This is a genomic window from Cohnella abietis (assembly GCF_004295585.1).
In the GTDB taxonomy this organism is placed as follows: Bacteria; Bacillota; Bacilli; order Paenibacillales; family Paenibacillaceae; genus Cohnella; species Cohnella abietis.
Window position 1 is genome coordinate 546,311 of sequence record NZ_AP019400.1, and the last position, 12,849, is coordinate 559,159.

Sequence of the window (12,849 nt, forward strand, 5' to 3'; positions counted from 1 at the left end):
CATGACGAATTTCCTGCATCTTCTAGATTAGAATTCCCTAATCTTAGTCCAAAACTAGGGATTAATACCCCCCTTTCTCTTCATAAATTTACCTCCGATAATAACGCCAAACCCCGGCTGCAGCCATTAATAGGCGCAACCGGGGAATGTCCCAGTAAAAATATTGTCGAAGGGGACGAGAGACTTACGACTCCGTCTTACACCAGACCTGATACTGTGAAGCAGAAATCCACAGTGTTAGTAATGAACGTGCGAAGTGAAAAGCCTGATGCAGCACTACGGCGAGAAATCCAGACCAGAGCAATGATACGGCCCATGCCGTGGCGGATACTGCCAAACCGATGCCGAGCAATATCAATGTGATACATACTAGAGGGAACGCCCGGCGAAGAGCTATTCCTAAACCCTTAAAGATTCCTTCTCGAGAGGCCGCTCCGAACTGCATGAATTGAAACAGCAGGTGTAAGCTTAACCCTAATGCCATCCAAGCTGCGGCATAGGGCAACAGTCCCTGAAGCCAAGCTGTTAAGGAGGATTCTGAGAAAAAGCGGTCTTTGGCTAGTGGCAGCAGCCATACGGCGGGAAGTAGAATGAGCCCGTTCTCCAGCCAATAAAGCAGGGTTACTGGTTTCCAGACGCTCCGGATTCCTAACCATACCCTTGTTCCCTCACCCTCCACCGCGTGATGAAAGGAGTAATATACACCGGCATTGAACAAAGGAGTGAGTACCATCCTTATCAGAAGCAATCCGCCTAGCATCCAGAGAACCTCGTTAGCGAGGTCGGTCTTGAGAAGACGAAATTGGGCTTCGATGAGGAACAGATGGGCAGCGTCGGAGTTTGGATGCGCATCCGGATAACGTGCCAGGATGGGCGTTACGACTGAATCGACGAACCGGTAGAGGAAAAACCCCCACAGTAAGCGATACAGGAAAAGGAGAACCAATACATATTTATGCCGGACAGCCATGTCCCATCCCTTTTTTAATAAACGACGCATTCCCTAATCACCTCACCACACCAATGTGCCGAACAATCCTTCAATAATCTGTGTTATACCGGTTACGAAGCGTGTGCGTTCTTCCTTAGGAACCTCGGTCTTGAGATAGTTGTTGTATCTGCGGTTATCGAGGACGACATTAAGGTTAGGATCGATGGCTACATACTCCAAAGGTGTGGTGGAGCTTAGTTGCAGTTGCGCGTGGTTTTGCACACCATCCCACTTTTTGCGTATTGTCTGACCATCCTGGAACTTAAACAAGACTAATACGGGCTGAGCACTGCCGCCGTTACGCCTTAGAAGCACCTGGCTCTCATAACCGTTTGCGGTCTTGTGTGCAGTAATGGAATCAACAGAGAAATCTGTCATTTGCCCCTGCTGAATGTAAGACTGGAAGAAGTCGTCCCACTTGGTTTTTGTAACACTTTCCACGACCTTCTTAAAGTCCGCGGAGGTAGGATGCTTAAATTTATTTTTTTGAAAATAAGTCCGCATGATCTTACTCATCGTCTTATCACCCACTTGGCGCTCCAAGGAAGAAAGCACGAGCTTACCGCGAATATAGACATTTTCGGCATATCCTTCTGAGGAGCGATAGCGCCATGAAAATTGATTAAGCGGCTCTGGGTTGGTCATATAGCTGGCTTCAATCGGAATATTGGGTAGTACTCCATAGATACTGGCCATTAGCTTATCCTCGGTGTAAGAGGTGAAGCCTTCGTCAAGCCACGCCTCTTCGAATTCATTGGAGGCAACTAAGCCATACCAATATTGATGAGCAATTTCGTGGAGGAGTGTGCGCTCAAGATCATAGCCTGGGTTGTCGGTTTGGGCTGCAGCAGCGGTAACGAGTGTCGGATATTCCATGCCTCCGGCTCCATTGCCGCTAGCAGGTGGAACGATGACAGACAGTGTGGAATAAGGATATTCTCCGTACCACTCTCCAAGCTTGGCTAAAGCAGATTTAGCGGCATGCATATAACGATCCTGCATGTCCTTATGAAGGGGGTCGAGGTAAAGCTTAATCCGAACACCGGGTATTCCCGGAGAGGAGAAGGAATCCTCTACAAATGTGAAATTTGGAGATGCAGACCAGGCGAAGTCATGAACATCATCGGCGTAAAATTGAAAGATTTTACGTCCCCCATTAATAACAGGCGCCTTCGTCTGGAAACCGGTAGCTGCAACCTTGTATGCCGCTGGGACATTGATGCGCACGCTGTAGATCCCGAAGTCCGAATAAAATTCGGAATTACCGTGGTATTGATGTAAATTCCAGCCTTCAGTTGTCCGGTTACCCGTGCCATAAGTTTCGTACACGGCTATTTTCGGAAACCATTGACCGGCCATGATGAAATCTCCTGCTTTGCCCATTCGTGCGAACACATCAGGTAGCTTAACCTTAAATTTCATTCGCAGGGTGACGGACGCGCCAGGCTTGACCGGTTCCGGAAGTCGGAAAGTCGCGAGCGTACGGTCTTTCTTGTTACCATCGTCCGGTTGCACATAATGAAGGCGGGGGAGAAGGGTTTCGCCTTGCTCTGTCGTCAAAGTAGTGATTTCCATGCTCCCATTGCTGCCTGCTTTCATTTTGTCCCCGCGCAATTGGCCCTTGGACTCATTAATAAAAGTGCTGCCAGGTGCAAAGGCGTTCGGATACAGGTGAAAATAAAGCTCAGAGATCGTTTGCCGACCGGGATTTTTCCAGGTGACGGTTTGCTCTCCCGTCAGACCGCCGCCCCCCTCATCCAAGGAAACGGAAATATGATACTCGGTTATCCGGTTGCTAAGCACGGCAGCCTGAGGTATCTGTGGAGCATCCGGAACCGGATCGGATTGTACTTGAATGGCAGAGGGGGTGCTTGTAACCGGCAGCTCGGACAAAGCGTTGCTAGGAAGCGCGTATTGGTCCACCCAAGCGTCGGCAAACCCGAATCGAACAGATAGTACTAGTACAGCAGCGGCAGCGACGAAAAGTAACATTCGCAGCGAACGGCGCTTAGGCATACGGATAACCCTCCCGTTGACAAGCATGTACGAGATATATATGTGGGTTGTCCGCAGATTATATCTGTCTAATTTAATCCGTTTGGACTAAAGCAGTTAATTTCCCTTCATAAAGCAACGTTAAGCGGTGGAGTGCACGGGTGCAGCCGACGTATAGCAGCTTGGCATCCTGAGCAGTTAAGGCATATTGCCGCTCATTCACATCAGCTATCAGCACAGCGTCGAATTCAAGTCCTTTAGCTAAATAGACGGGCACGATAGTTATACCTCCGCGATATTGGGCTTGACCTTCGGAAATAAGATTAGCTTCAATGCCGAATTGCACCATTTCCTCGTGGAGTCGAACACATTCCTCGTCTGTCCTGCCGATAATAGCAATTGTGCGCATACCGCGTTCCTGATTGTCCTTGATGAAGGTGTCGATAAAAGGGAGCCTAGCTTTCTCATGCTCTAACTGGATAACATCAACAGCTTCTCCACTACGGAACACAGGCTCAGCCGGAGGTAGCCCCGTATCGGTATGAGGCAAAATACCGTTGGCAAATTCAATTATTTCAAGCGTAGAGCGGTAGCTTTGCTTTAGAATATGGTACGAGTTCTGATCATCAGTAAAAATGGAAGAGAGCTCTTCCCAACGTTGAACACCCCGGTAGGCATGAATCCCTTGCGCTAAATCGCCAAGAATAGTGAAGGAAGGCTCGTTCATAAAAGTGTTCAACAAAGCGATCTGGAAAGGAGAGACGTCTTGGGCTTCATCAACGACGACGTGATCAAAAACGAGATTCTCGGCTCCGTTTAACTTATAGTGAATCCACACGAGCGCGGCTAAATCTTCTGGTTGGGCAAATCCCTTTTTCAAATAAGCTCGAGTAGTATCAACGACCTTCTTCGGTAGTTGGTTCTCAGCACCTGGAGCAAATATCGCTTGGTAAAAGGTGAGCGCATCAGCTTTCGGTAACTTGTTTATATATGAGCGCAGCCGTTGCTTTCCAGTCTTGCTCTTATCCTTACGTATTTTGGGGTCACCTATATTGGTTAGCTGCATCTCCAGCCAACGATTAATTCTTGCAGTTAACCGTTCTCGGCGGGCGACCAGAGGATAATGCCGATACTCGACTTCAAACCACTCACGTATCATCGTGCTTGGCAAGATGCGACCTTCCCAAGCCTCGAAAGGCTGGTCTATTAGGAAGCTTTCTTCGAAGCTCTGAAGCTTTTCGTCTAATAAGCTTTTGAATGCGAGCGAGCCCTTGAGTCTGCCCGGGGTCTCATCATCGATCGTAGGTCTTGTTCCTTCTAGAGAAAACCAACGGTTACCTTCGGATGACCCTTCTGCCATTCGGACAGTACCACCCAGTCGATCCAATGCCCACTCCGCGAAGGTCGTTTGTTTAACATTTCCTACCCCAAGCTCAGGGAGCACTCCAGAGATATAGTCGAGGAACATCGTATTGGGAGCGAAAATAATCATTCTTTCCGCACGTATTTGCTGCTGATACTGGTAAAGAAGGAAGGCTAGCCGGTGTAAAGCGACTGTAGTTTTACCTGATCCGGCTGCTCCTTGTATGATAAGAGCTTTGTACCTTGGGGCTCTAATAATGAGATCCTGCTCGGCTTGAATGGTCGATACAATGTCCCGAAGCCGATTGTCCTTCTTGTCTCCGAGCTTATATAGAAGAAACTCATCGTTAAGCCCAATGTTGTCGCCTCCACGCTCGTAGCTATCCACGACCCTTTGCAATGTTTTATCCCGAATAGATAGATTTCGTTTGAGATAGATTTGACCTTCAATCGTCCCGTCCGGTGCCTCGTAAGTAACTGGCGCTTCCCCGCCTGTGAAGGAATAGAAAAGGCTCGCTACCGGAGCTCTCCAATCGATAATAAGAGGTTTACTTGTTTGTGGGTCATCCATGCCTCTCTTGCCGATATACAGGGGGAGAGGCTCGTCTTTACCTTCTTCCTGATAATCGAGGCGTCCGAAATAGGGTTCATTTCCGAGTAATGCCAGTCTTTGTCTGATTTCCTCCCGTTTTTCCTCTAGCAGCTGTTCTACGTAATCTTGTCCTCTGTAAATTGGTCCTACATTGGCCTGCTGCCGATCAATCTCCTGAAAGGTATGCTGAAGCTTAAGTTGCTCTTCTGTGTGTAAGGGGTGCTGAGAGTCCATATTGAGGGTGCCTCCTAGTGCGAAATAATAACTTTACACTTATTGTGCAGCATTTTCGAAAAAAACAATAGACTTATGTTTTCCGATTTGTTATGATGTTGAGTACAGGATTGCCTAAAACTGGTAGAACATACGTTCTTATCTATAAGCAAGCAAGATGAAGCGGGTATGATCTCGATTTTAGGGGTCTAGAGCCCGGTTTTTTCATATCTATCGGTATAAGCAGGAGGATGAACATGGATAACCAGGAAAAACCAGTTGAGAAAAAGAAGCTCTCGCTTAACGTTGTTAGTAACAAGGAGCATAAAGGGTTTGGAGCAGGCTCGATTGATTTAAGCCAGGTGGCTTGCGTGATTATCGATAATGGAGAAGCATATATCGATGTTGGAGCCATGCACGCAAAAAGTAAGATCGAGAAGGGAATTAAATTTTCCCCGGATAAAGCTAACGTGCCCAACGGACGTCCAGCATGGATAGTGTGGGTTGCTGTCGATCGTAATGAAGGTGGCTCTTATTATGCAGGTGCGACTTCCTGTGAGATGCTAATTGATAGCGAAGCTCGTAGAGGGTGGAAGATCCTTCCTGATCATGTAAACCGTTTAGACGCTTCACTTAAACGTAAGTATATGCTCGATAATATCGGACCAGTAGAGAAGGAAGCTCTTCGTAAGCTGTTGGAAGAGCACAATTTAGAGTGGTGGAATCATTCTCCCCAAGCATTGAAGGATTTATTAGCATAAGGTTCCATGTATACATAGAAAGCCTTCAATTCCACACTTAATGAGCTGTGGTTTTGAAGGCTTTTTAGCTATCGTCTTTCTGTTATTATGATTTCTTTAGCATAGGAACAAAAGCTTTACTGTAGATCCAATGCCCGTAATCATTGGGGTGGTTAATGTTGTTGAGTAGCAAGCTTGCTGGTGTTTTGCCTGCAGCAAGCTCTAGTATCCATTGGGCATGAGCGTCAACAACGCCGATCCCATATTCTTCTCCCAATCGGCGAATGACATTAGCATAATGGTTAGTCATACCACTCGTATGCTGCCATAGAGGGTTCGGCTCACATGGTGTCACGAGCAGAATGTCACTATCTCCAGCCTTCCGAATTGTGTCGATCATATAACGAAGGTTCTTTTCGAAGTCTTCCAGTGAAGTTGTATTGCCTTCCGGAAATTTATTCTGGTCGTTCATGCCATACCCTATCGAAACCAAGTCAGGCATAAGAGGAACGACATCTTCGTCTATACGGCTTACGCCGCCGTGAGTATCCTCACCACCGATTGACTTATTCTCAATTCGGATGCTAGCTTGCGGATACAAATCTAATAAAGTGCTTTTGATTCTCCCAAAATAGGTCAAGGACTCCTCGCTGGCTTCCCCGCCCGCGCTAATGCTGTCCCCATAAACGACATATAGGGCTTCTTCTCCCGAATTGAGCTTGCTGATCAACCTTTTTAGTAAAGTCGATTTTTCTAAGTCTATGGGGGTCAAACCTTTGTTCCCTGTAATAGATTCTGTAGAGTAGTCGACGTATATTGTGTAGGCACGGTTACTGAAATCAGCAAAGAGCTCGTGGTTGAAATCAATTAATCCGTACAACGGATTGAGCGCTCCGTCGGGAATTTGACTTCCCTCCACACGGCGTATCGTGCCTAGCTCGTAGTCGATAAGATAGTCTTTGCCTTCCACATAATCGATACGATCTACATGATCGAATTTTGATAGGCTTCGTACGGCTACCGGCTCGCCGGATAATGGACGGTATCGTAAGGGCAAAGCTTCCTCTTTAATAAGCACGAACGCTTCTGCAGTCTGCCTGTTCGCCATCGGTAGGGGTCACTCCTGTAAGCTTATTGTTATTTTTAGATTACCACTCGAGCACGACACCAAGGAAAAATTCTGATTTGTCCATGATCATACGCCATGCTTTTTCTGCGTCCTCTGCCTGGAATCTATGAGTAATTAAAGGTGTAGTTTGTAGCCATCCTTCGTGAATTCCAACAAGTGTATCGTCCATTCGCTGTGTTGTCCAGCCCGATGGGCTATGTAGCGTCATTTCCTGCATACGCAATTCTTGAATATCTACCATCCCTGTTGTACCTAGAAAACCGGCTGATACAAGGTGGCTATCCAGCTTCATTGCAGGCTTCAGCTCACGAAACGTATCCATGGCGCCAACTGTATCGACAACGACCGCGATGTCAGTACGATCACCGATCAGATTGGACACGTCGTTCTGTCTAAGGTTATAGGGATGAATTGAAGGTGGAAGCAAAGCTAATCTTTGGTCATGCCTGCCGAGCACCGTCACTTCCGCTCCTCGATATGCGAGAGTCTGTGCGGCCCATTGGCCAACCATACCATCTCCGATAACGACGGCAACGTCTCCTTGGGACACTGAAGGACGAATGCCACAATTGTAGCCGACCTGAGTGAGCACCAAACCGCTATAAGCTATCGGATCAGAGTTCTCAGGCAGCTTCCATACTTGGCTCTTATGAGTAACAGAAGGATTGATATGACCGCCTGTGTCGAACATCATCCCGTTTATTTTGCTAATGGAAGCGAACACTCGGTCTCCTGGCACTAAGCCTTTTACCTCATCGCCTACGCTTCTTACAATTCCAACCTTCTGGTAGCCTGCGACTTGTGGAAACGGTAGGATATCTTCAGGTCTAGTGACTTGTTCTCCGGTTACTCTCTCTCCATATAGAAAAGAGGATTCCGTTCCGTTGCTGATCCAAGAATATTCAAGATCGATAACAACGTCCTCGGCCCCTGGTTCAGGGACATCGACCTCCATGAAGCGAACCTGTCTTACGCCAGTGAATACGACAGCTTGAGCTTTCATATTAGCCTCCAATCTCTGCAACGGAGAAATCAGTCGCGGGGTAAGAATAGACCTTGATAGCTTCTTGCTTATTCAATAGCTTGATCGTTTCTTGATAACGGTACAAAGGGACATGGTGCGTTTGCAAGCATTCCGTGTTCAAGCCTTTGTTAGCCACGAGATCAAGGAGAAGGGCTTGATCGCTTTCCCCGAAGCTACGGTATTTATAGGACTCTAGCTTAATCCCCTTAAACCATAAGTCCCCACCATAACGGACCTCGCCTTTCAGTACACCGAAGATAACTAAGTGTGAATCTACTTTTTCAAGCAGACTTTGTACGGAAGCAGCTGCACCAACACAATCGTAGCCTAAGTCAAAGCGCTCGTCCTTAACATCGTCCGAATGCTTCGCCAAGCCTATTCCTAGGCTGTTAACGTAAGCGATCCGTTCACGGTTAATGTCCACGGCAGTTACGCTTGAAGCTCCCATCAGGCTAGCGGCTTGCATCGCGAGCATCCCAGCTGGTCCAAGGCCAGACACGAGCATCGATTTGCCAGTAATATCGCCGAATTGAAGCAAACCAATCAACACGCATTTTAATAGCTCGAAGGATACAGCTTGTTTCCATTCCACCGAATCGGGAAGCTTGATCAGCTCATGAGTGCGGTAATTTAGGTATTCAGCATAAGCGCCATTTCCGAGGAGATGCTCTAATGCGGCTACACGATCCCCCACCTTAAAGGATTGAACCTTGCTGCCCACCGCAACTACTGTTCCTGCCATCTCGTGTCCTGGAAATCCAGGGAGCAGGGGATAGTCCGGCTTCTTGGACGCATCAAACATGTCTTTACCGCCCATCATGCTAATATCCCAACGTGGGCATGTGGACACAATTTCTATGCGAACCGTCACTTGATCTTCTTGGGGGTCGGTTAACGGGATATCAATAATTTGGAATGCGTTTTCACCAATAATCTGTAGCGCTTTAATAGAAATCGCCTACTTTCATTTTTCTAGTATGGTGCTGGATTGATTGGTTTAAGTGTACAATAGAGATGCGGAATCGTCTTTGCACGCTGTAGTCCTTATTTATATATAATTTCGCTTATTTTATTGGATATTTCGGGGTTTTCATAATACATAGGTTGAACAATATTGACATTGTGTTGTGGGAGGGCTGAGGTCAATGAAGATTAGATATTGTGGTGCGGGAACCTTGTCACGATCGGCAGAAAAGCCAGGCGGGGGAATGCACACGTTGAGCCATGAAATTCTCTATATTACTGGGGGGAAAGTGAGATTTAAATGGCGGGGGAATGCTTGTGAAGCGGAAGCGCCAGCCGTATTTATTCTTTCTGCTTCGACTCCACACGAGCTGGAGAGCCTGCACGGAGAAGCTAAGTATCGTTTTCTGGAGTTAGTCGAGATGGAGGATTTTCCTTTTAGCGAGAAGCAAGTGGATGAGTGGAATTTCATGCAAATACGTAAGGATATTTATTCTAGAACGGTATTAGGTTCTTCTATTGTTCAATCTCTCGATTTCGTCTACCATCTTCAATCGACAGGTGAAGCTTTGCAAGATTCGAACCTCGGAGAGGTGTGCCTGCTCGAAGTCCGTAAAATGTACAAGCTTATCGCACATCTTCTAGAGGCAACCAGTAACCAGATTTCCGTAAGCAAGCATCAGGTGAAGCACAAGTCCCGGGCCGCGGTTGATTTGTTGATCGATTACATGGATTGGCGTTACAAGGAAAATATTACGCTAGAAGCTCTTGCTGGATGTGTATCGCTCGATCCTTCTTATCTTGTTCGGTTATTTAAGAAGCACGTTAATATGACGCCATTCGAGTACCTTCGAGACCTTCGTCTGAAAGCCGCCGCTAGCTACTTGTCTGGAAGCGATATGCCGATTAGCGCTATCATCCAAGAGACAGGGTTCACGAGTGTACATTACTTTACCCGCTTATTCAAAGCGAGGTATGGACAAAGCCCTGCTGAATGGCGCAAGCAGTTGAAGGGACATTAGTGGTAATAGGTAGGAATTAAGCGGAGATGCCGCATAACTCAGTCGTAAACGCGCCCCGGTGGAGGTAATTAGTAGGAGGTGCCGCGCAATTCAGTCACGAACGCACCCCAGTAGAGGTAGTTAGTAGGAGGTACCGCGCAACTCAGTCGCAAACGCACCCCAGTGGAGGAAGTTAGTAGGAGAAGCCGCGCAACTTAGTCGCAAAGGTGCCCCAGTGGAGGAAGTTAGTAGGAGAAGCCGCGCAACTCAGTCGTAAACGCGCCCAGTGGAGGAAGTTAGTAGGAGAAGCCGCGCAACTCAGTCGCAAAGGTGCCCCAGTGGAGGAAGTTAGTAGGAGAAGCCGCGCAAATCAGTCGTAAACGCGCCCCAGTGGAGGAAGTTAGTAGGAGAAGCCGCGCAACTCAGTCGTAAACGCGCCTCAGTAGAGGTAATTAGTAGGAGGTACCGCATAACTCAGTAGCAAACGCACCCCAGTGGAGGAAGTTAGTAGGAGAAGCCGCGCAACTCGGTCGCAAACGCACCCCAGTGGAGGAATTTAGTAGGAGAAGCCGCGCAACTCAGTAGCAAAGGTGCCCCGGTCTAGAATAGTGACAGTGAGAGTGCCGTCCTCCCCTCGCACTTACAATCTGCAAAAAAAGGACTTAGGCAGAGACAAGCTCCGCCCAAGTCCTTCCTCCTCAATTACCTGCCCACCCACCGGCGGAACCGTGACCAGAGGGAGTGACCTGTTCCCTCACCGCTATCCTCCAAGCCCTTCTTTTCAGAACCGTGTAAAGAGCATGTTTCTGTCGGTTCTGTCCCTGCTAAGAAGGTTTCGAGCACCGAATTGGGGCATTCCGGTGAAGCGAGCAGGCCAGTAGTGGGATCAATATTTACGCTAACAGCGCCTTCTGGAACAGGGAATAGAAGCGGGGGAGACCCCTCGAGAGCAGCTTGCGTAAATTGAGCGAATATAGGCGCTGCACGGTGAGCTTCACTCGAAGTAATAGCTCTACCCCGGTCATACCCGACCCACACTGCAGTTGTCAGATCAGGTGTATAGCCAACGAACCAAGCGTCCGAATCTGTAGTTCCCGTCTTACCCGCAACCGGTCGTTTGAGCATATGTTCTACACGGTGTCCTGTACCTCCTCGGTCAAACACGCTCTCCATTAGCTTTGTCGTTACGTACGATAGAGCTGGACTCAGTACTTCTACCAGATGGGGGTGGGCCTCATATAACAGCTTTCCATTGTGGTCTTGAATACTTGTTATCGCAATGGGTTCTGCCCTGCGCCCCTCGTTAGCGAAGACAGAGAAAGCAGATGCCATCTCAAAAGGGCTCACGGGAAAAGTTCCTAAAGCCAGAGAGGGCACTGATTTCAATGGAGCTTTTATGCCGAGCTTGCGTGCCATGGAGATTACACTTTCTGGCCCGACCTGCATAATCGTGTTGACAGCAAAAATATTGTCAGAAGTGGCAATAGCCTGACGCATACTGATTTCACCATTGAAGTAATGGTCATTATAGTTTCTCGGTCGATAAATCTTGCGGTCGTTATCGTAATAAAAATAGGTAGGCTCACTGCGATATCTAGTTGCCGGAGTGACAGAATGCTTCTCTAAAGCAGATGCGTACATGATAGGTTTAAAGGAAGAGCCAGGCTGACGAGTATTTGCGAATACACGATTAAACTGATTACTGCGGTAATTTCGCCCACCAACCATAGCTTTAATGTAACCGTTGCGAGGGTCAATGGCGATTAGTGCTGTTTGAAGCTCAGGGTTACCGCCTTGAAGTCCCTTTTTTACCGTGTTCTCTGCTATTTCCTGCATATGCGCATTAAGTGTTGTGCGAATAATCAGACCTTCCTCATTCATAATCCGCTCGTCCATCCCTAGCTGATCAAGAGCAACTTTTTTGACATAATCGACGAAATAAGGAGCTGATCTATCCTCCTCCTCAGGCAGAGGGCGGATGCTCAGACGCTGAGTGGCGGCGCTCGCAGCCTGCTCCTTCGTTATTTGGTCGGTGTCCTGCATCGCTTGAAGCACCTTGTGCTGTCTAGCTTGCGAATTAGCTAGATGAAGATGTGGAGAATAATATCGGGGACCCTTAGGGATCCCGGCTAATAGGGCGCTCTCTGCAAGGGTGAGCTCCTTTGCTGGCTTATCAAAATATAACCTGGAGGCGGCTTCTGCGCCGTAGGCTCCATGACCATAGTAGATTTGATTCAAATAGAGCTCTAGAATTTCATCTTTAGAATAAGCTCGCTCTAGTCGTGCTGCGTACCAAGCTTCCTTTAGCTTACGTGTCCAAGTTCTGGCATGGGAAAGATAAAGGTTGCGAGCAAGCTGTTGGGTTAATGTGCTTGCACCTTCCTGCTTGGACATATGTCTAATATCAATCCATGCCGCTCGTGCAAGCCCGTGTAAATCTACACCTGCATGCTCGTAAAAGCGGCGATCCTCGACGGCCAGCGTTGCCTTGACGAGCCATGGGGAAATATTAGAGAGCTTAACGATTTGCCGATTTACTCCACCCTGTAGAGTGGCTAGAACTTGTCCGTCTGCATCGAGAATTTGTGTAGATTGCATTGTTGCTCCCACAGGGAGAGGGGCATACTGAAGCAGCAAGCTTCCCGTAATGGTAAATGCCAGTAAGGCAAGCAGCGTCATCCAGCCAAGTCTACGTCTTATCTTTGTCCATTTGGATGGGATAGGCTTTACTTTGCTTGTTGTTTCGTCCATGAGGTCAGCCCCTTTGTATTCTAGGAGGGAATAGTTGCCTCTTTAGTATGGAAAAGGAACCCAATGGCTATTCCTTCAATAATGAATC

9 protein-coding genes are annotated in these 12,849 nt (G+C 47.8%); 2 read left to right on the forward strand and 7 right to left on the reverse strand.

The annotated features are described in order from the left end of the window. Window positions 1-184 precede the first annotated feature (184 nt). The 3 genes from KCTCHS21_RS02300 to KCTCHS21_RS02310 form a co-directional block, all read right to left on the reverse strand. Complete coding sequence (locus KCTCHS21_RS02300; protein ID WP_130604940.1) at window positions 185-1,000, reverse strand: hypothetical protein; 816 nt, start codon at window positions 998-1,000, stop codon at window positions 185-187. Window positions 1,001-1,012: 12 nt separating this feature from the next. After that, window positions 1,013-3,007, reverse strand: coding sequence for a M1 family metallopeptidase (locus KCTCHS21_RS02305; protein ID WP_130604941.1), 1,995 nt, complete (start codon window positions 3,005-3,007; stop codon window positions 1,013-1,015). Between the two features lie 73 nt (window positions 3,008-3,080). Continuing rightward, entirely contained in the window at window positions 3,081-5,174 is a 2,094-nt protein-coding gene (locus tag KCTCHS21_RS02310; protein ID WP_130604942.1) for a HelD family protein, read from the reverse strand. A gap of 236 nt (window positions 5,175-5,410) precedes the next feature. On the opposite strand from KCTCHS21_RS02310, the gene KCTCHS21_RS02315 reads away from it, so the two are divergent. Then, a complete protein-coding gene (locus tag KCTCHS21_RS02315; RefSeq protein WP_130604943.1) occupies window positions 5,411-5,914 on the forward strand; it encodes a YwhD family protein in 504 nt (167 codons plus the stop codon). 85 nt (window positions 5,915-5,999) lie between these two features. Here the strand turns inward: KCTCHS21_RS02315 and KCTCHS21_RS02320 are convergent, their stop codons facing one another. Genes KCTCHS21_RS02320 through KCTCHS21_RS02330 form a run of 3 tightly spaced genes read right to left on the reverse strand, consistent with a single transcriptional unit; the run spans window position 6,000 to window position 8,917 of the window. After that, window positions 6,000-7,001 carry an SGNH/GDSL hydrolase family protein gene (locus KCTCHS21_RS02320; RefSeq protein WP_130604944.1) on the reverse strand — a complete coding sequence of 334 codons (1,002 nt, stop codon included), beginning with the start codon at window positions 6,999-7,001 and terminating at the stop codon, window positions 6,000-6,002. Window positions 7,002-7,041: 40 nt separating this feature from the next. Next, window positions 7,042-8,025 (reverse strand): alcohol dehydrogenase catalytic domain-containing protein, encoded by a 984-nt coding sequence (locus tag KCTCHS21_RS02325; protein WP_130604945.1) that lies wholly within the window; start codon window positions 8,023-8,025, stop codon window positions 7,042-7,044. Between the two features lies 1 nt (window position 8,026). Next, window positions 8,027-8,917, reverse strand: coding sequence for an alcohol dehydrogenase catalytic domain-containing protein (locus KCTCHS21_RS02330; RefSeq protein ID WP_157993922.1), 891 nt, complete (start codon window positions 8,915-8,917; stop codon window positions 8,027-8,029). Window positions 8,918-9,191: 274 nt separating this feature from the next. Here KCTCHS21_RS02330 and KCTCHS21_RS02335 point away from each other — a divergent pair, with 274 nt between their 5' ends. Beyond that, window positions 9,192-10,031: a helix-turn-helix transcriptional regulator gene (locus KCTCHS21_RS02335; RefSeq protein ID WP_130604947.1), complete on the forward strand. Its 840-nt coding sequence runs from the start codon at window positions 9,192-9,194 to the stop codon at window positions 10,029-10,031. A gap of 681 nt (window positions 10,032-10,712) precedes the next feature. On the opposite strand, the gene KCTCHS21_RS02340 is transcribed toward KCTCHS21_RS02335, so the two are convergent. Next, window positions 10,713-12,761: a transglycosylase domain-containing protein gene (locus tag KCTCHS21_RS02340; RefSeq protein ID WP_130604948.1), complete on the reverse strand. Its 2,049-nt coding sequence runs from the start codon at window positions 12,759-12,761 to the stop codon at window positions 10,713-10,715. Between the last annotated feature and the right edge of the window lie 88 nt (window positions 12,762-12,849).